This is a genomic window from Serratia sp. CY37869, assembly GCF_052168895.1.
Taxonomy (GTDB): domain Bacteria; phylum Pseudomonadota; class Gammaproteobacteria; order Enterobacterales; family Enterobacteriaceae; genus Serratia; species Serratia ureilytica.
Map to the genome: position 1 here is coordinate 124,175 of NZ_JBJNLU010000004.1, position 19,321 is coordinate 143,495.

Annotated in this window: 18 protein-coding genes and 2 tRNA genes; 16 read left to right on the top strand and 4 right to left on the bottom strand. The window is 58.5% G+C overall.

The window, feature by feature from the left end:
• Positions 1–58: 58 nt before the first annotated feature.
• Positions 59–1,030 carry a DMT family transporter gene (locus ACJ8J1_RS19300; RefSeq protein WP_033641649.1) on the top strand — a complete coding sequence of 324 codons (972 nt, stop codon included), beginning with the start codon at positions 59–61 and terminating at the stop codon, positions 1,028–1,030.
• A gap of 16 nt (positions 1,031–1,046) precedes the next feature.
• Positions 1,047–2,219 carry an Obg family GTPase CgtA gene (gene cgtA / locus ACJ8J1_RS19305; protein WP_033641651.1) on the top strand — a complete coding sequence of 391 codons (1,173 nt, stop codon included), beginning with the start codon at positions 1,047–1,049 and terminating at the stop codon, positions 2,217–2,219.
• A gap of 36 nt (positions 2,220–2,255) precedes the next feature.
• Here cgtA and pmrB read toward each other — a convergent pair whose 3' ends face one another.
• From pmrB to dacB, 3 genes are read right to left on the bottom strand one after another with little or no spacing between them, the layout of a single operon-like run.
• On the bottom strand, positions 2,256–3,317 hold the full coding sequence (pmrB, locus tag ACJ8J1_RS19310; protein WP_033641653.1) for a two-component system sensor histidine kinase PmrB: 1,062 nt from the start codon (positions 3,315–3,317) through the stop codon (positions 2,256–2,258).
• Complete coding sequence (gene pmrA, locus ACJ8J1_RS19315) at positions 3,314–3,976, bottom strand: two-component system response regulator PmrA (RefSeq protein ID WP_033641655.1); 663 nt, start codon at positions 3,974–3,976, stop codon at positions 3,314–3,316. The genes pmrB and pmrA overlap by 4 nt, the downstream gene beginning before the upstream one ends.
• 8 nt (positions 3,977–3,984) lie before the next feature.
• Positions 3,985–5,418 carry a serine-type D-Ala-D-Ala carboxypeptidase gene (gene dacB / locus ACJ8J1_RS19320; protein ID WP_025159591.1) on the bottom strand — a complete coding sequence of 478 codons (1,434 nt, stop codon included), beginning with the start codon at positions 5,416–5,418 and terminating at the stop codon, positions 3,985–3,987.
• A gap of 256 nt (positions 5,419–5,674) precedes the next feature.
• Between dacB and greA the strand changes: the two genes are divergently transcribed.
• Entirely contained in the window at positions 5,675–6,151 is a 477-nt protein-coding gene (gene greA / locus ACJ8J1_RS19325) for a transcription elongation factor GreA (protein WP_004933539.1), read from the top strand.
• 112 nt (positions 6,152–6,263) lie between these two features.
• Here the strand turns inward: greA and yhbY are convergent, their stop codons facing one another.
• The gene (yhbY, locus tag ACJ8J1_RS19330; RefSeq protein WP_033641656.1) at positions 6,264–6,557 is read right to left on the bottom strand and encodes a ribosome assembly RNA-binding protein YhbY; all 294 of its coding nucleotides are present in this window, start codon (positions 6,555–6,557) and stop codon (positions 6,264–6,266) included.
• Between the two features lie 143 nt (positions 6,558–6,700).
• On the opposite strand from yhbY, the gene rlmE reads away from it, so the two are divergent.
• From rlmE to rpsO, 13 genes are all read left to right on the top strand, one after another.
• Positions 6,701–7,330, top strand: coding sequence for a 23S rRNA (uridine(2552)-2'-O)-methyltransferase RlmE (gene rlmE, locus ACJ8J1_RS19335; RefSeq protein WP_004933533.1), 630 nt, complete (start codon positions 6,701–6,703; stop codon positions 7,328–7,330).
• 56 nt (positions 7,331–7,386) lie between these two features.
• On the top strand, positions 7,387–9,318 hold the full coding sequence (gene ftsH / locus ACJ8J1_RS19340; RefSeq protein WP_004933529.1) for an ATP-dependent zinc metalloprotease FtsH: 1,932 nt from the start codon (positions 7,387–7,389) through the stop codon (positions 9,316–9,318).
• 91 nt (positions 9,319–9,409) lie between these two features.
• A complete protein-coding gene (gene folP / locus ACJ8J1_RS19345; RefSeq protein WP_033641657.1) occupies positions 9,410–10,246 on the top strand; it encodes a dihydropteroate synthase in 837 nt (278 codons plus the stop codon).
• Positions 10,247–10,250: 4 nt separating this feature from the next.
• Positions 10,251–11,588 carry a phosphoglucosamine mutase gene (glmM, locus tag ACJ8J1_RS19350; RefSeq protein ID WP_033641659.1) on the top strand — a complete coding sequence of 446 codons (1,338 nt, stop codon included), beginning with the start codon at positions 10,251–10,253 and terminating at the stop codon, positions 11,586–11,588.
• Between the two features lie 220 nt (positions 11,589–11,808).
• Positions 11,809–12,144, top strand: a complete 336-nt coding sequence (gene secG / locus ACJ8J1_RS19355) for a preprotein translocase subunit SecG (RefSeq protein ID WP_004933519.1) — start codon at positions 11,809–11,811, stop codon at positions 12,142–12,144.
• Between the two features lie 70 nt (positions 12,145–12,214).
• Positions 12,215–12,301 (top strand) — tRNA-Leu (locus ACJ8J1_RS19360).
• A 60-nt stretch (positions 12,302–12,361) separates the two neighbouring features.
• Positions 12,362–12,438 (top strand) — tRNA-Met (locus ACJ8J1_RS19365).
• A gap of 217 nt (positions 12,439–12,655) precedes the next feature.
• Complete coding sequence (gene rimP, locus ACJ8J1_RS19370; RefSeq protein WP_033644179.1) at positions 12,656–13,108, top strand: ribosome maturation factor RimP; 453 nt, start codon at positions 12,656–12,658, stop codon at positions 13,106–13,108.
• Between the two features lie 21 nt (positions 13,109–13,129).
• On the top strand, positions 13,130–14,638 hold the full coding sequence (gene nusA, locus ACJ8J1_RS19375) for a transcription termination factor NusA (RefSeq protein ID WP_004933514.1): 1,509 nt from the start codon (positions 13,130–13,132) through the stop codon (positions 14,636–14,638).
• A gap of 23 nt (positions 14,639–14,661) precedes the next feature.
• Positions 14,662–17,352, top strand: coding sequence for a translation initiation factor IF-2 (gene infB / locus ACJ8J1_RS19380; protein WP_019453339.1), 2,691 nt, complete (start codon positions 14,662–14,664; stop codon positions 17,350–17,352).
• A 70-nt stretch (positions 17,353–17,422) separates the two neighbouring features.
• Positions 17,423–17,833 (top strand): 30S ribosome-binding factor RbfA, encoded by a 411-nt coding sequence (rbfA, locus tag ACJ8J1_RS19385; protein ID WP_004933508.1) that lies wholly within the window; start codon positions 17,423–17,425, stop codon positions 17,831–17,833.
• Entirely contained in the window at positions 17,833–18,777 is a 945-nt protein-coding gene (gene truB, locus ACJ8J1_RS19390; RefSeq protein WP_033641660.1) for a tRNA pseudouridine(55) synthase TruB, read from the top strand. The genes rbfA and truB overlap by 1 nt, the downstream gene beginning before the upstream one ends.
• Positions 18,778–18,901: 124 nt before the next feature.
• Positions 18,902–19,171 carry a 30S ribosomal protein S15 gene (gene rpsO, locus ACJ8J1_RS19395; RefSeq protein ID WP_004933502.1) on the top strand — a complete coding sequence of 90 codons (270 nt, stop codon included), beginning with the start codon at positions 18,902–18,904 and terminating at the stop codon, positions 19,169–19,171.
• Positions 19,172–19,321: the final 150 nt, after the last annotated feature.

The following is a 19,321-nucleotide window of genomic DNA, read 5'->3' on the forward strand; positions in this document are numbered from 1 at the left end:
GGCTTTTTACATTTATGGGTTGCCTGCGGGCAGCCCTGTCAGCGTTGGCGAAGGTAATATGGATACGAAGCAGCAGGTCGGCGTGGGTATTTCCCTGGCGTTAACCACGGCGGTTTGCTGGGGCGCGTTGCCGATCGCGATGAAAGAAGTGTTGGCGGTGATGGAGCCGTTTACCGTCGTTTGGTATCGCTTTACCATGGCCGCCATCGGTTTGGGCGTGATCCTCGCGGTGCGCGGCAAGCTGCCGCCGCTGAAGATGTTCCGTCAACCGCGTTGGCTGCTGCTGTTGGCGATCGCCACGGCGGGGCTGTTGGGCAACTTTGTGTTCTTCAGTTCCTCGCTGCAATACCTGAGCCCGACGGCGTCGCAGGTGATTGGCCAGCTGTCGCCGGTGGGCATGATGTTCGCCAGCGTGCTGATTTTAAAAGAGCGCATGCGCATCACCCAGGTCATTGGCGCCTTGATGCTGATTTGTGGACTGATGTTGTTTTTCAACGTCAGTCTGATAGAGATCTTTACCCGGCTGACGGACTACACGCTGGGCGTCATGCTGGGCGTGTGTGCGGCGATGGTCTGGGTGAGCTACGGCGTGGCGCAGAAGGTATTGCTGCGACGGCTGGCTTCGCCGCAGATCCTGGTTATGTTGTACACTTTATGTGCGATGGCGTTGTTCCCTCTGGCCAAACCCGAGGTGATTTTCCAGCTTAGCGGCTGGCAATTGGCGTGCCTGCTGTTTTGCGGTGCCAACACGTTGATCGGCTATGGCGCGCTGGCGGAAGCGATGGCGCGCTGGCAGGCGGCGCAGGTGAGTGCGTTGGTGACGCTGACCCCGCTGTTTACCCTGCTGTTTTCTGATTTATTGGCGCTGGCCTGGCCCCAGGCGTTCGCCGCGCCGACGTTAAATCTCGTCGGCTATGTTGGCGCGTTTGTGGTAGTGGCGGGCGCTATGTTTTCCGCAATTGGTCACCGGTGGTGGCCGCGACGGGCAGAACCCCCCCAGGTTGCTCCTTTGAAGCAGCCCGGTGAATGATTTACGGAGACGGTAAATGAAGTTTGTAGATGAAGCAGCGATTCTGGTCGTTGCAGGCGATGGCGGCAACGGATGCGTCAGCTTCCGCCGCGAAAAATATATCCCTAACGGCGGGCCTGACGGCGGCGACGGCGGCGACGGCGGCGACGTCTACCTGCTGGCGGACGAGAACCTCAATACCCTGATCGACTACCGCTTTGAGAAGTCTTTCCGCGCCGAGCGCGGTCAGAATGGCCAGAGTCGCGACTGTACCGGTAAACGCGGTAAAGACGTCATCATCAAGGTGCCGGTCGGCACGCGCGTGAAGGATCAGGGCACCGGCGAGATCCTCGGCGACATGACCCGTCACGAGCAGAAACTGATGGTCGCCAAAGGCGGCTGGCACGGTCTGGGTAACACCCGTTTCAAATCGTCGGTCAACCGTGCGCCGCGTCAGAAGACGCTGGGCACCGCCGGCGAAGCGCGCGATCTGTTGCTGGAGCTGTTGCTGCTGGCCGATGTGGGCATGCTGGGGCTGCCGAACGCCGGCAAATCGACCTTCATCCGCGCGGTGTCCGCCGCCAAGCCGAAGGTGGCCGATTATCCGTTTACCACGCTGGTGCCAAGCCTGGGCGTGGTGCGCATGGACCACGAGCAGAGCTTTGTGGTCGCCGACATTCCGGGTCTGATCGAGGGCGCCTCCGAAGGCGCGGGCCTGGGCATTCGCTTCCTGAAACACCTGGAGCGTTGCCGCGTGCTGCTGCACCTGGTGGACATTGCGCCGATCGACGAATCCGATCCGGTGGAAAACGCCAAAGTCATCATCAACGAGTTGAACCAATACAGCGAAAATCTGGCGCAGAAGCCACGCTGGCTGGTGTTCAACAAAATTGATGTGATTGGTGAGGAAGAAGCCGCCGAACGCGCCAAGGCGATTGTGGAAGGCATGGGCTGGGAAGGAAAGTACTACATGATCTCCGCCGCCAACCGCGAAGGCGTCAACGCGCTGTGCTGGGACGTGATGAACTTCATCAACACCCAGCCGAAAGCGATGGCGATCGAAGAAAGCGCGCCGGAAAAAGTCGAATTCATGTGGGACGACTATCACCGCGAACAGCTGGCGGAGATGGAATCGGAAGCGGATGACGACTGGGATGACGACTGGGACGAAGACGACGACGAAGGCGTCGAAATCATTTACCAGAAGTAATTCGATGATAAAGGGCTCAGCAACGCTGGGCCCTTGTTATTTGAGCGCCTTTTCCGGCAGCCAACACTGGGCATTCAGGCCGCGCGCATCGCGGCGGTTTTCCAGCGTCAAGCGCCCCTGGTGCAGCTGCACGATGCGGATCACGATATTCAAGCCCAGTCCGCTGCCGCCGTAGCGTTGATCCATGCGGCGAAACGCCTGCGTCAGCTCCCCGACCATCTCTTCCTTGATCCCCGGGCCATCGTCGATGACCTGCAGCAGATAACCGCGGTCCTGCGGCGTTAACCGCACCTGTATCGCGCCACCTTCCGGGCCGTATCGGTGGGCGTTTTCGACCAGGTTGCGCAGCAGCAGCCGCAGCAGCACCGGATCGCCGTTCACCGCGGCGGCGGCCGGCAATTGCCAGGCCAGCGTTTGCCCGCGTTGGGCGGTCATTTCGTCGAGCTCTTCACGCAGCGGCTGGATCACATCGGCTACCCAATCGAAATGCTGGTAATGGCCGCTGGCAAAGTCTTGCCCGGCGCGCGACAGCATCAGCAGTTGCTCGACGGTGTGCATCAGTTGATCGATGCGGGCGATCAGCGCCTGGCTGCCCTTGACGCCCTGTTTTTCCATCAGTTCCAGATGCAGGCGGATGCCGGCCAGCGGCGTGCGCAGCTCGTGGGCGGCGTCGGCGGTGAACAGGCGTTCCTGCTGAATGGTGTTGTCCAGCCGCGAGAACAGCTGATTGAGCGCATTGGTGACCGCCACCATTTCCTGGCTGTCGCTGGTGATCGGCAGCGGCGTCAGGTTATCGGCAGAGCGCTTTTCCAGCCGCTGCTGCAATTGGTTGAGCGGGCGGGTGATCCAGCTGATGGCCCAGAAAGACGCCAGCAGGGTCACGATCATCATGATCAGCGAAGGCGCCAACAGCGAGGCGATGGCTTCGGCGATCTCGGTATCGACGCGCTCGCTGCGCACTTTGGCGGACAGGGTTTCGTCCACCAGGAAGCTGATCTGTTCCTGGCTTTCGTGCCACAGCCAGAAGGCGCTGATGAGTTGCGTGACCAGCAGGATCAGCGCCAGCATCAGCAGCAGGCGGCGGCGCATGCTGATCATGACGAGGGTTCCAGGCGGTAGCCGATGCCGCGCACGGTGCGGATACGATCCTTGCCCAGTTTGCGGCGCAGGTTGTGGATGTGCACTTCCAGCGTGTTGGAACCCAAGTCGTCCTGCCAGGTGTAGAGATCCTGCTGCAGGAGTTCACGGTTGACCGTCTGCCCGGCACGCATGATCAGGCGCGACAGAATGGCGAACTCTTTTGGCGTGACTTCCACCGGCTGTTGCTGCAGGTAGACCTGCTGGCTGGAGAGGTTCAACTGCAGGTCATCCACCTGCATCAGATTGTCGCTGTGGCCCTGGTAGCGCCGCAGGAGGGCGCGCACGCGCGCCTGCAGCTCAACCAGCGCGAAGGGTTTGACCAGGTAGTCGTCGGCGCCGGCGTCCAGCCCGTCGACGCGATCTTCCAGGGCGTCGCGGGCGGTCAGGATCAGCACCGGCAGATCGATCTGCTGGCGGCGCCACTGCCGCAGCAGCGCCGCGCCGTCCATATCCGGCAGGCCGAGATCCAGGATCACCATGCTGTATTGGCTGGTGATGAGCAGGCTGTTGGCCTCCGCCGCCGTGGCGGCGCAGTCGCAGACGTAACCCTCGCCGGTCAGCGCCAACGCCAGCCCCTGTTGCAGCAGTTCATCATCTTCAACGACCAGCAGCTTCATGATGACCCTCAGTTGTTTTGGTAAATATCCCGATACAGGCGGCTTTCGAAGCGCACCAGCGGCGCGCGGCGCTGTTTCTGATCTTCCGGCGGCACGGCGTAGCCGGAGAGATACTGCACGAAGGCCATGCGCTGGCCGCTGGCGGTCGTGATGAAGCCCGCCAGGTTGTAGACGCCCTGCAGCGCGCCGGTCTTGGCCGACACCTTGCCGTCGACGCCGGCTTCATGCAGGCCGCCGCGGTAGCGCAGGGTGCCGTCATAGCCGGACAGCGGCAGCATCGAGATAAAGTTCAGCTCGTTGTCGTGCTGCGCGATGTACTGCAGCGCCTGCATCATGGTCGCCGGGGCCAGCAGGTTGTGGCGCGACAGGCCGGAACCGTCGGCGATGATGGTATTGCCCAGATCGATGCCGGCCTTTTGGCGCAGCACCTGGCGCACCGCATCGGAGCCCGCTCGCCAGGTGCCCGGCACGCCGAAGCGCTCATGGCCGATGGTGCGGAAGACGGTATCGGCAATCATGTTGTCCGACTTTTTCAGCATGATCTTCAACAGATCGTGCAGCGGTGCCGACTGGGTTTGCGCGATCACCGTGCCGGTAATGCCGGGACGCGTCTGGCGTTTCAAATGCCCGTCAATCTGGATGCCGGCCTGCGTCAGCTCGTCTTTCAAGATGGCGCCCGCATAGCTGGCGCCGTCCTGGATGGCGAAGGCCAGCGGCAACGGCTCGCTGCGCTGCGTCAGGCAGCCGGTCAGGGTAAAGCGGTTCAGCTCGCCCGGCACCACGTCCAGCTCGCAGTACTGTGCGTCTGCCGAGCCGCGCGCCAGGGTGCGCACCTGGCTAAACATATTAACCGGATAATAGGAGGCGACGCGGATAAACGCCATGTCGCCCGGATTCGGCGCGCTGTACAGCGAGACCGAGAAACAGTTGCGATCGACGATGGCGGCGGCCGGCGGCGCGCTGAAGCACTGCGTCAGATCGTTCCACGGCCAACCGGGCGCTTTGTCATGGCTGGCGAAGACCGAGGTATCGACCAGCACATCGCCGCTGATTTGGCGCACGCCTTGCTTTTTCAGGACGGCCACCATATTGCGCAGGCTCTGGCGTTTGAAGGTCGGATCGCCGCTGAAGCGAGCGATCAGGTTGCCGCGCAGCACGCCGTCGCGGATATCGCCCTGGCTCTCCAGCGTGGTGGTGAAACGGTAATCGGGCCCGAGTTGCAGCAATGCCGCCAGCGCCGTCAGCACTTTTTGGGTACTGGCCGGCAGCGCCATTTGCTGAGAGTGGTAATCGATCGTCGGCGAGCCGGCGCCGATCTTCTGAACGACCAGGGCAAGGTTGGCCCCATCAGGCAGATATTGTGTGTACTCTTCAACCGGGGCCGCATTCGCATTCAGAACAAATGCGCAAGCCAATGCACTGACAATTCGTGAAAAACGCATAATCTCGGGATAACAGCTGGATAACGTGCCGTCATACTACGGTGCAATCAGGGAAAAAGTAAACGATGACCCTCAAGGAACTCTAGGCTAAAATGCGTATCAAAATGCAAAACCGATCTTGGCTTGGGCTCCGTTCCGAGTCAGGTTTCTTTTGTTTGTCGCCTGGAGGCGGGGGGCGGTATGCCAACCGTGTTTTCATACGAATACGTCAGGATGACGGTTATTTGAACAGGAAAGATTTAGAGGTATTTATACGATGAACCAAATTCCGATGACCTTGTTTGGCGCTGAAAAACTGCGCGAAGAGCTCGAATATCTGAAAAGCGTGCGCCGCCCGAAAATCATTGCGGATATCGCTGAAGCGCGTGAACACGGCGATTTGAAAGAGAATGCCGAGTACCATGCCGCCCGCGAACAGCAGGGTTTCTGTGAAGGCCGCATTCAGGAAATCGAAGCCAAGCTGTCCAATGCTCAGGTGATCGACATCACCAAGATGCCGAACACCGGTCGGGTGATCTTCGGCGCCACCGTATCGGTGATGAATCTGGACAGCGAAGAAGAAGTGACTTACCGCATCGTTGGCGACGATGAGGCCGATTTCAAGAAAAATCTGATTTCGGTAAACTCGCCGATGGCGCGCGGCCTGATCGGCAAAGAGCAAGACGATGTGGTGGTGATCAAAACCCCAGGCGGCGACGTGGAATACGAGATCCTGAAGGTCGAGTATCTCTGATCGGGACCGTTGGTCATTAATGCGCCAACGTTTTGTAAAGATAGGAAAAAGGCCGCAAGCGGCCTTTTATCTTGGTCAGGCGCATGGCACCTTTTCGTTAACCTGATGGTTATTAACGCGGTAGACTGATCTTGCGCTCTTTCGACGGGCGGTAAAGAATAAGCGTACTGCCGATAACTTGCACATTGCAGGCGCCCGTTTCACGCACGATAGCGTCGGCGATCAGGGTCTTGGTTTCGCGATTTTCAGCGGCGATTTTTACCTTGATCAGCTCATGATGCTCCAGAGCCTGTTCAATTTCAGCCAGCACCCCTTCGGTAAGACCGTTATTGCCCAGCATCACCACCGGTTTTAACGGATGCGCCAGGCCTTTCAGGTGCTGTTTTTGTTTATTATTCAGATTCATTGTCTTTTTTGCTTAAGTTGGGATTGAAAACGGTACATTCTACCGCCATCTCATGTATATCACCAAATCGGTCTTCACCGGTGTGAGTCTACGTGAGCAGCGACCCTGACATAAGACTCTTTTTATGATAGTTGGAAAACGAGATGGCTAATAAAAAGCGTTCGGCTAGCTCCAGTCGCTGGTTACAAGAACACTTTAGCGATAAATATGTACAGCAGGCGCAGAAAAAGGGACTGCGTTCCCGTGCCTGGTTTAAACTTGATGAAATACAGCAGAGCGACAAACTGTTCAAACCGGGCATGACCGTGGTTGATCTGGGCGCCGCACCGGGCGGCTGGTCGCAGTATGTGGTCACCCAAATCGGCGGTACCGGGCGCATCATCGCCTGTGATATTTTGCCAATGGATCCTATCGTTGGCGTCGATTTCCTTCAGGGCGATTTTCGTGATGAACTGGTGCTGAAGGCACTGTTGGAACGAGTAGGCGAGAGTAAGGTTCAGGTGGTCATGTCCGATATGGCCCCGAATATGAGTGGCACCCCGGCGGTCGATATTCCAAGGTCGATGTATCTGGTGGAGTTGGCGCTGGATATGTGTCGTGATGTCCTCGCACCAGGCGGAAGTTTCCTGGTGAAGGTGTTCCAGGGAGATGGCTTTGACGAGTACCTACGGGAAATTCGCTCCCTGTTTACGAAGGTTAAGATTCGTAAGCCAGACGCTTCCCGCGCCCGTTCGCGCGAAGTGTACATTGTAGCGACAGGGCGCAAACTGTAGTACCCTAACGCTGTTTGTTAACACAGTTGTAAGATGAGGTTAATCCCTTGAGTGACATGGCGAAAAACCTAATTCTCTGGTTAGTCATCGCGGTAGTGTTGATGTCTGTATTCCAGAGCTTTGGGCCCAGCGAGTCGAATGGCCGTAGGGTGGATTACTCTACCTTCATGTCCGAACTGACCCAGGACCAGGTTCGCGAAGCGCGAATCAACGGACGTGAAATTAACGTTACCAAGAAAGACAGTAACAAATACACGACCTACATCCCTGTCAACGATCCTAAGTTGCTGGATACGTTGTTAACGAAGAATGTGAAAGTTGTCGGCGAGCCGCCTGAAGAGCCGAGCCTGCTGGCTTCTATCTTTATCTCTTGGTTCCCGATGCTGTTGCTGATCGGGGTCTGGATCTTCTTTATGCGGCAAATGCAGGGCGGCGGCGGCAAGGGCGCGATGTCCTTCGGCAAGAGCAAGGCCCGCATGCTGACGGAAGACCAGATCAAGACCACTTTCGCCGATGTCGCCGGGTGTGACGAAGCGAAAGAAGAGGTGAGCGAACTGGTGGAATACCTGCGCGAACCGAGCCGTTTCCAGAAGCTGGGCGGCAAGATCCCGAAAGGCGTGCTGATGGTTGGCCCGCCGGGGACCGGTAAAACGCTGTTGGCGAAAGCGATCGCCGGCGAAGCGAAGGTACCGTTCTTCACCATTTCCGGTTCCGACTTCGTCGAAATGTTCGTCGGCGTGGGTGCATCCCGCGTGCGCGACATGTTCGAACAAGCGAAGAAAGCCGCGCCGTGCATCATCTTCATCGATGAAATCGACGCCGTCGGTCGCCAGCGTGGCGCCGGCCTGGGTGGCGGTCACGATGAGCGCGAGCAGACCCTGAACCAGATGCTGGTTGAGATGGACGGTTTCGAAGGCAACGAGGGCATCATCGTCATCGCGGCGACCAACCGTCCGGACGTGCTTGACCCCGCGCTGCTGCGCCCGGGCCGTTTCGACCGTCAGGTCGTGGTCGGGCTGCCGGATGTGCGTGGCCGTGAGCAGATCCTGAAGGTGCACATGCGCCGCGTGCCGTTGGCGGCCGACATCGACGCCTCCGTCATTGCGCGCGGCACGCCGGGCTTCTCCGGTGCCGATCTGGCCAACCTGGTCAACGAAGCGGCGCTGTTCGCAGCCCGCGGCAACAAGCGCGTGGTGTCGATGGTGGAGTTCGAGAAAGCCAAAGACAAGATCATGATGGGTGCGGAACGTCGCTCCATGGTGATGACTGAAGCGCAGAAAGAGTCGACCGCGTATCACGAAGCGGGCCACGCCATCATTGGCCGCCTGGTTCCTGAACACGATCCGGTGCACAAGGTCACCATCATTCCTCGTGGTCGGGCGCTCGGCGTGACCTTCTTCCTGCCGGAAGGGGATGCGATCAGCGCCAGCCGTCAGAAGCTGGAGAGCCAAATCTCCACCCTGTACGGCGGTCGTCTGGCGGAAGAGATCATCTACGGGCCGGAAAAAGTCTCTACCGGTGCGTCGAACGACATCAAAGTGGCGACCTCCATCGCCCGCAACATGGTGACCCAATGGGGCTTCTCCGAGAAGCTGGGGCCGCTGCTGTATGCGGAAGAAGAGGGCGAAGTGTTCCTGGGCCGTTCCGTGGCCAAGGCGAAGCACATGTCGGATGAAACCGCGCGTATCATCGACCAGGAAGTGAAGTCGCTGATCGAACGTAACTACACGCGTGCTCGCTCGCTGCTGATGGAAAACATGGACATCCTGCACTCGATGAAGGATGCGTTGATGAAGTATGAAACCATCGATGCGCCGCAGATCGACGATCTGATGAACCGCAAAGACGTGCGTCCGCCGGCGGGCTGGGACGATGCGAACAAAGGCAACAGCTCCGACAACGGTGGCACCCCGAAAGCCCCGACGCCGGTAGATGAGCCGCGCACCCCAACGCCGGGCAACACCATGTCCGAACAGCTCGACAAGTAACAGCGGCTGTGTAATAACATCAAACCCCGGCATGCCGGGGTTTTTTTTGCCCGGCGGGCAGTGAACCAGGCAACAGTAAGGTGGACCAACCATGCAGTTAACCGTGCGCGACATGACGCTCAATCTTTCCCATCCGCAGGTGATGGGCATCCTCAACGTGACGCCGGATTCGTTTTCTGACGGCGGCCGCCACAACACCCTGAACCAGGCGCTGGTACATGCGCATGCGCTGATTTCGGCCGGCGCCACGATGATTGATATCGGCGGCGAATCGACAAGACCGGGGGCGGCGGAAGTGAGCGAAGAGGAGGAGCTTGAGCGGGTCGTGCCGGTGGTGGAAGCGCTGGCGCAGCGTTTTGAAGTCTTTATCTCGGTCGATACCTCGAAAGCGGGTGTGATCCGCGAATCGGCGCACGCCGGCGCACATTTGATCAACGACATCCGTTCGCTGCAGGAGCCGGGCGCTCTGGCGGCGGCGGCGGAAAGCGGTTTGCCGGTCTGCCTGATGCACATGCAGGGGCAGCCGCGCACCATGCAGCAGGCGCCGCACTACAACGATCTGATCGCCGACGTTCAGACGTTTTTCGAGCACCATATCCGGCGCTGTAACGAGGCGGGGATAACAAATCAGAAATTGCTGCTCGACCCAGGCTTCGGTTTCGGTAAAAATTTGTCGCACAACTATCAGCTTCTGGCCCGGTTGTCGGAATTTCATCGTTTCGGTTTGCCGCTGTTGGTCGGCATGTCGCGCAAATCGATGATTGGACAACTGCTGAACGTGCCGCCGGATCAACGGGTTATCGGCAGCGTGGCCTGCGCGGTGATCGCGGCGATGCAGGGGGCGCAGATTGTCAGAGTGCATGACGTTAAAGAAACCGTCGAGGCGATGCGTGTCGTCGAGGCAACACTTTCAGCTAAAGGACAGTAGAGACATGAGCGAGCGCAAATATTTTGGCACCGACGGCATCCGAGGCAAGGTCGGGGACAGCCCCATCACGCCGGACTTCGTGCTGAAACTGGGTTGGGCGGCCGGTAAAGTGCTGGCGCGTCACGGTTCCCGCAAGATCATCATCGGTAAGGATACGCGCATCTCCGGATATATGCTGGAGTCCGCTCTGGAAGCCGGTCTGGCGGCCGCCGGATTGTCCGCCTCCTTCACCGGGCCGATGCCCACGCCGGCGGTGGCCTACCTGACGCGCACCTTCCGCGCGGAAGCGGGCATTGTCATCTCCGCTTCGCACAACCCGTTCTATGACAACGGCATCAAGTTCTTCTCGATCGACGGCGCCAAATTGCCGGACAACGTCGAAGAGGCGATCGAAGCCGAAATGGAAAAACCGCTGACCTGCGTGGAGTCCGCCGAGCTGGGTAAAGCCAGCCGTATCATCGATGCCGCCGGCCGCTATATCGAATTCTGCAAAGGCACCTTCCCGAGCGAGCTGAGCCTGAAGGGGCTGAAAATCGTGGTTGACTGCGCCAACGGCGCGACTTACCACATCGCGCCGAGCGTGCTGCGCGAGCTGGGCGCCACGGTGCTCGCCATCGGCGTTGAGCCGGACGGGATGAACATCAACGAAAAATGCGGCGCTACCGATGTGCGTCAGCTGCAGGAGCGAGTGTTGCAGGAAAAAGCGCACGTCGGCCTGGCGTTCGACGGCGACGGCGACCGCGTGATGATGGTGGATCACCTGGGTAACAAGGTGGACGGCGACCAGATCCTGTACATCATCGCCCGTGAAGGCCTGCGTCAGGGCCAGCTGCGCGGCGGCGCGGTCGGCACACTGATGAGCAATATGGGGTTGGAGCTGGCGCTGAAACAGCTGGGCATTCCGTTCGCTCGCGCCAAAGTGGGCGACCGCTACGTGCTGGAGAAGCTGCAGGAGTTGGGCTGGCGCATCGGCGCGGAAAACTCCGGCCATGTGATCCTGCTGGACAAAACCACCACCGGCGACGGCATCGTGGCCGGGCTGCAGGTGCTGACCGCCATGGTGCGCAACCACATGAGCCTGCATGACCTGTGCAGCGGCATGAAGCTGCTGCCGCAGATCCTGGTCAACGTGCGCTTCGCCGGCGAGCACAATCCGCTGGAGTCCGACGCGGTGCGCAAAGTCACCGAGCAAGTGGAGGCCGAGCTGGCCGGCCGCGGCCGGGTGCTGCTGCGCAAATCGGGCACCGAGCCGCTGATCCGCGTGATGGTGGAAGGCGAAGACGAGCAGCAGGTGACCGCGCTGGCGCATCGCATCGCCGACGCGGTGAAATCCGCAGGTTAAAACAGACAGTTAGCCGCCGGGCTTGGCATCGCTGAGCCCGAACAGGCGATTGTTGGCGTTTTTTTCCGCAAACGCGCCGGCGGCTGCAAATTGCCCTTGCGCGGGTTGGCGGCTTTGGTTAGTATTCACACCCGCTTCAGTAGGCAGTTTATAAAAACGCCTGCTTGATGAGTGTGAAGCATTTGGCATGCGGTAAGGCCGCAAGGATACGGGTACTACTATGTACGAAGCTCTTCTGGTAATTTTCCTGCTGATCTCAATCGGGCTGGTTGCTCTGATTATGTTGCAGCAAGGTAAAGGCGCTGATATGGGAGCCTCTTTCGGAGCAGGTGCATCAGGCACATTGTTCGGTTCGAGTGGTTCCGGTAACTTTATGACCCGCATGACTGCTGTGCTGGCGACGCTGTTCTTCGTCATCAGCCTGATTCTGGGCAACCTCAGCAGCAACCAGAGCAAGAAAGGCAGCGAGTGGGAAAACCTGGGTCAGCCAGTGAAAACTGAGCAGACGACCGCGCCGGCGGCACCAGCCAAGCCGAGCAGCGATATCCCGCAGTAAGCCGTAACAAAGTTTGAAAGCGGTGGTTGTGAACTCGAAAGAACAACGGCCGTTAGCAGTAAGAATCAGTACCGAGGTGGTGGAATTGGTAGACACGCTACCTTGAGGTGGTAGTGCCCTAACGGGCTTGTGGGTTCGAGTCCCATCCTCGGTACCAAATCCCAGAGATAACTTGCAATTTTGCGATTATCGGCGTAGTATTTGCCACGTTTTCGGACGCGGGGTGGAGCAGCCTGGTAGCTCGTCGGGCTCATAACCCGAAGGTCGTCGGTTCAAATCCGGCCCCCGCAACCACTTTCCTTTAAGTGTTTATTTTCAAATACACTTTTCGATTGAAACCCGCTTTTCTCGATCAACATTTGAAAATGACACTTGCTCGAAAGTTGTACCGAGGCCGCCTAGCGGCAAACAGGGTCCAGTTGCATAAAGCCCCGATTTTTCGGGGTTTTTTGTTATTTGGCAACAGAATCACTGGGCTATTTAGCCCTTTTTTTATGTCTTGGGGGTGGGCTTGTCCACATTAGAGCAAAAGTTAACAGAGATGCTTTCGGCACCGGTAGAAGCGTTGGGCTTTGAGCTTGTAGGCATCGAATTCATTCGTGCGCGCCAATCGACGCTCCGCATCTATATTGATAGTGATAACGGCATCAATGTTGATGATTGCGCTGATGTCAGCCACCAGGTCAGCGCTGTATTGGACGTCGAAGATCCAATCACGGTCGCTTACAACTTGGAAGTCTCCTCTCCTGGCCTTGATCGCCCGATGTTCACCGCAGAACACTATACGCGTTACCTCGGTGAAGAAGTCAGCCTGGTCCTGCGCATGGCGGTACAGAACCGTCGCAAGTGGCAGGGTATTATCAAGTCTGTCGAAGGCGAGATGATCACGGTTACTGTGGAAGGGAAAGATGAAGTGTTCGCGCTGAGCAACATCCAGAAAGCGAACCTGGTACCCCACTTTTAAAGTTTGGAAGAGGCAACTAGGATGAACAAAGAGATTCTGGCTGTTGTTGAAGCAGTTTCCAATGAAAAATCCCTTCCGCGCGAGAAGATTTTCGAAGCGCTGGAAACTGCATTAGCCACCGCAACCAAGAAAAAATACGAGCAGGAAATCGACGTGCGCGTCAGCATTGACCGCAGAACCGGCGATTTCGATACCTTCCGCCGTTGGGTCGCCGTAGACGAAGTGACTCAGCCGACGCGTGAAATCACGCTGGAAGCCGCTCAGTTTGAAGATCCGAGCATCGAGCTCGGCGGATACGTCGAAGATCAGATCGAATCCGTGACCTTCGACCGCATCACCACCCAAACCGCCAAGCAGGTTATCGTGCAGAAAGTGCGCGAGGCCGAGCGCGCGATGGTGGTCGACGCTTTCCGTGAACACGAAGGTGAGATCGTCACCGGCGTGGTGAAGAAAGTGAACCGTGACAGCATCGCGCTGGATCTGGGCAACAACGCCGAAGCGGTCATTGGCCGTGAAGACATGCTGCCGCGCGAAAACTTCCGTCCGGGCGACCGCATTCGCGGCGTATTGTATGCCGTACGTCCCGAAGCTCGCGGCGCGCAGCTGTTCGTCAGCCGTTCCAGCCCGGAAATGCTGAAAGAGCTGTTCCGCATCGAAGTGCCGGAAATCGGCGAAGAAGTGATCGAGATTAAAGCGGCAGCCCGCGATCCAGGCTCCCGTGCGAAAATTGCAGTGAAAACCAACGACAAGCGCATCGATCCGGTCGGCGCCTGCGTAGGTATGCGCGGTGCGCGCGTTCAGGCCGTGTCGAGCGAGCTCGGCGGCGAGCGCATCGATATCATCCTGTGGGATGATAACCCAGCGCAATTCGTCATCAACGCCATGGCGCCGGCCGACGTCGCGTCGATCGTGGTAGACGAAGATAACTGCACCATGGATATCGCCGTTGAAGCCAGCAACCTGGCGCAGGCGATCGGCCGTAACGGCCAAAACGTGCGTTTGGCTTCCCAGCTGCTGAAACAACACCGCGGCGACGATCGTTGGGAACTGAACGTGATGACGGCGGACGACCTGCAGGCCAAGCACCAGGCCGAGGCTCATGCCGCTATTGATACCTTCACCAAGTATCTTGATATCGACGAAGATTTCGCCACCGTACTGGTTGAAGAAGGCTTCTCCACGCTGGAAGAGCTGGCCTACGTGCCGATCAAAGAGCTGTTGGAAATCGACGGTCTGGATGAAGATACGGTTGAAGCATTGCGCGAACGCGCCAAAGCTGCATTGACCACGCTGGCCCTGGCACAAGAAGAAAGCCTGGGCGACAACAAACCGGCCGACGATTTGCTCAACCTGCCGGGTCTTGAGCGCAGCATGGCCTTTAAACTGGCCGCGCGTGGGGTTTGTACGCTGGAAGATCTTGCCGAGCAGGGTGTTGACGATCTGGCTGATATTGAAGGGCTTAGCGATGAGCAAGCCGGCGAGCTGATCATGGCTGCACGCAATATCTGTTGGTTTGGCGACAACGCGTAATAACTGTAGCAGGAAGGAACAGCATGACGACAGATGTAACCGTAAAATCGCTGGCAGCAGAGATTCAGACTCCGGTTGATCGCCTGGTACAGCAGTTTGCTGATGCAGGGATCAACAAGTCCGAGTCGGACTCTGTTACCCAGCAAGAAAAAGAAACATTACTGGCGCACCTGAACCGTGAACACGGCAGCGCGCCGGGTAAACTCACTTTGCAGCGCAAAACGCGCAGCACCTTGAATATCCCGAGCACCGGCGGTAAAAGTAAATCGGTGCAAATTGAGGTCCGCAAGAAACGCACTTATGTAAATCGCGATACGCAGGAAGCCCAGTTGGCTGAAGCGGCAGAGCAGGCACAGCGTGAAGCGGAAGAGCAGGCACGGCGCGAAGCGGAAGAGCTCGCAAAACGCGAAGCGGAAGCGAAGCGCGCAGCCGAAGAGCAAGCCAAACGTGAGGCCGCGGAGATTGCTAAGCGTAATTCAGCGGAAAAAGAAAAAGTGACCAATCAACATACCGACGAAATGACCAAGCCAGCTCAGGCGGAAAAAGCACGCCGTGAAGCCGAAGCCGCTGAACTGAAACGTAAAGCGGAAGAGGAAGTGCGCCGCAAGGTTGAAGAGGAAGCCAAGCGCGTGGCGGAAGAAGCCCGTCGCATGGCCGAAGAGAACGGCGAGAAGTGGGCCCAGGCCGACGCGGCTAGCGCTGCGGTTGAAAGCGCCGACTATCACGTGACCACCTCTCAGCACGCCCGTGCCGCTGAAGATGAAAACGACGCCAAAGTTGAAGGCGATCGTCGCAGCCGCACCCGCGGCGGCAAAGCCACCAAGCAGAAGAAAGGCAACAAGCTGTCCGAATCCAAAGCGGATCGCGAAGAAGCGCGTGCCGTTACCCGTGGCGGCAAAGGCGGCAAACGCAAGCCTAGCGCTCTGCAGCAGGGCTTCAACAAGCCGGCGCAGGTGGTTAACCGTGACGTGGTGATCGGTGAAACCATCACCGTGGCCGAGCTGGCCAACAAGATGGCGGTCAAAGGTTCTCAGGTCATCAAAGTGATGATGAAACTGGGCGCCATGGCCACCATCAACCAGGTTATCGACCAGGAAACCGCACAGCTGGTTGCCGAAGAGATGGGCCACAAAGTTATCCTGCGTCGTGAAAACGAGCTGGAAGAAGCGCTGATGAGCGACCGTGATACGGGCGCTGCGGCCGAGCCGCGCGCGCCGGTCGTGACCATCATGGGCCACGTTGACCACGGTAAAACCTCTCTGCTGGACTACATCCGCTCCACCAAAGTGGCGGCGGGCGAAGCCGGCGGCATTACCCAGCACATCGGTGCCTACCACGTAGAAACCGAGAACGGCATGATCACCTTCCTGGACACCCCGGGCCACGCCGCGTTTACCTCGATGCGTGCTCGCGGTGCTCAGGCGACTGACATCGTGGTTCTGGTGGTGGCGGCCGACGACGGCGTGATGCCACAAACCATCGAAGCTATCCAGCACGCGAAAGCGGCGCAGGTGCCATTGGTGGTTGCGGTGAACAAAATCGACAAACCGGAAGCCGATCCGGATCGCGTTAAGCAGGAACTGTCTCAGTACGGCGTTATGCCGGAAGAGTGGGGCGGCGAAGCGCAGTTCGTTCACGTGTCCGCGAAAGCCGGTACCGGTATCGACGAGCTGCTGCAGGCCATCCTGCTGCAGGCCGAAGTTCTGGAGCTGAAAGCGGTTCGCAGCGGCATGGCGAGCGGCGTAGTGATCGAGTCCTTCCTGGATAAAGGCCGTGGCCCGGTTGCTACCGTGCTGGTTCAGGAAGGTACGCTGAACAAGGGCGATATCGTCCTGTGCGGCTTCGAATACGGCCGCGTGCGTGCGATGCGTGACGAGCTGGGTCGTGAAGTGACCTCCGCCGGTCCGTCTATCCCTGTGGAAATCCTCGGCCTGTCCAGCGTGCCTGCAGCGGGTGACGAAGCGACCGTGGTGCGTGACGAGAAGAAAGCGCGTGAAGTGGCGCTGTACCGTCAAGGCAAGTTCCGCGAAGTCAAACTGGCGCGTCAGCAGAAGTCCAAGCTGGAAAACATGTTCGCCAACATGACCGACGGCGAAGTGTCCGAGCTGAACATCGTACTGAAATCCGACGTACAGGGTTCTTGCGAAGCGATCAGCGACTCGCTGCTGAAACTCTCCACCGACGAAGTGAAGGTGAAGATTGTCGGCTCCGGCGTAGGTGGGATCACCGAAACCGACGCGACGCTGGCTGCGGCTTCCAACGCCATCATCCTGGGCTTCAACGTGCGTGCCGACGCTTCTGCGCGCCGCGTGATCGAAGCGGAAAGCCTGGATCTGCGTTACTACTCCGTGATCTATAACCTGATCGACGAAGTGAAGCAGGCGATGAGCGGTATGCTGGCGCCGGAATACAAGCAGCAGATCATCGGCCTGGCCGAAGTGCGCGACGTGTTCAAATCGCCTAAGTTCGGCGCTATCGCCGGCTGTATGGTTACCGAAGGGACCATCAAGCGTCACAACCCAATCCGCGTACTGCGCGACAACGTGGTTATCTATGAAGGCGAGCTGGAATCCCTGCGTCGCTTCAAAGATGACGTTAACGAAGTCCGTAACGGCATGGAATGTGGTATCGGCGTTAAGAACTATAACGACGTGCGCGTCGGCGACATGATCGAAGTGTTCGAAATCATTGAGATCCAACGCACCATCGCTTAACGATTGCACATCTGCTTATATCTGTTTACGGGGGGCCTTTGTGCCCCCCGATTTGTCTGGAGAATCCAAAATGGCAAAAGAATTCAGCCGCGGTCAACGCGTGGCGCAAGAGATGCAGAAAGAGATTGCGATCATTCTGCAGCGTGAAGTGAAAGATCCGCGCGTCGGCATGGCGACCGTTTCCGGCGTGGAAGTGTCCCGCGACCTGGCGTATGCCAAGGTTTACGTCACCTTCCTGAACGTGCTGACCGAGAACCACGATCCGGATCTGGTCACCAACGGCATCAAAGCGTTGCAGGACGCTTCCGGCTATATCCGCACCCTGCTGGGCAAAGCGATGCGCCTGCGCGTGGTGCCGGAGCTGACCTTCGCTTACGACAACTCCTTGGTGGAAGGCATGCGCATGTCCAACCTGGTGACCAACGTGGTGAAGAACGACGCAGAGCGCCGTTCCGCCTCAGGCGATGACAAGGAGGATTAATGAGTCGCCCTCGTCGCCGCGGCCGTGACATCCACGGCGTGCTGTTGCTGGACAAGCCGCAGGGGTTGTCGTCCAACGATGCGCTGCAAAAAGTAAAACGTCTGTACAACGCCAACCGAGCGGGCCATACCGGCGCGCTCGATCCGTTGGCGACCGGCATGTTGCCTATCTGTCTGGGCGAAGCGACCAAGTTTTCGCAATACCTGCTCGATTCCGACAAGCGCTATCGGGTGATCGCCAAGCTGGGGCAGCGTACCGATACCTCCGACGCCGACGGGCAGATCGTGCAGGAACGCCCGGTGAACTTCACCCAGGCGCAGCTCGACGCGGCGCTGGACACCTTCCGCGGCGACATCCAGCAGGTGCCGTCGATGTATTCGGCGTTGAAATACCAGGGCAAGAAACTCTACGAGTATGCGCGCCAGGGCATCGAAGTGCCGCGCGAAGCGCGCAGCATTACGGTGTACGAGCTGCAGTTTATCCGCTGGGAAGGGGATGAACTCGAGCTGGAGATTCACTGCTCGAAAGGCACCTACATCCGCACCATCACCGACGATCTCGGCGAGCTGCTGGGCTGCGGCGCGCACGTGATCTATCTGCGCCGCCTGCAGGTGGCGACTTATCCCATCGCGCGCATGGTGACGCTGGAACAGCTGAACGCCTTGGTGGCGCAGGCGCAGGAACAAGCGATCGCGCCCGGTGAGCTGCTCGATCCGCTGCTGATGCCGATGGACAGCCCGGTTGAGAACTATCCGGAAGTGAATTTGCTGCCGGTGGTGGCGGGTTACGTCAAGCAGGGGCAACCGGTGCAAGTGGCCGGCGCGCCGGCATCCGGCCTGGTGCGCATCACCGAGGGTGAAGAGCGGAAATTCATCGGCGTTGGCGACATCGCCGAGGATGGTCGCGTGGCGCCGCGCCGCCTGGTGGTCGAGCATTTCGACTGACGGCGGGGCACTGCGTCGCCTTGCGATCGCACTGCGCTAAGAGTAGAATGGCGCAGCTTATGCATTGGGTTGCTGAATTAGAGATCGGCGCCTGTTTTTATTATCTATAATCTGGAGTATTACAATGTCTCTAAGTGTTGAAGCTAAAGCTCAAATCGTAGCTGATTTCGGTCGTGGTACTAACGACAGCGGTTCTACCGAAGTTCAGGTTGCCCTGCTGACTGCGCAGATCAACCATCTGCAAGGCCACTTCTCCGAGCACAAAAAAGATCACCACAGCCGTCGTGGTCTGCTGCGTATGGTTTCTCAGCGTCGTAAGCTGCTGGACTACCTGAAGCGTAAAGATGTAGCACGTTACACCAGCCTGATCGAGCGTCTGGGTCTGCGTCGCTAATCTAGCAAGTTTCAGTGGAAAGGGGCCTATTTTGGCCCCTTTCTTCTAGGAAGCATAAGCAAATCAGGTTAATGTATTACTGATGTTTCCAAACAGGTTCTTCCGTTACAGAGGTTCGCGCGGCTAATGAGAGGCTTTATCTCCCGCCTG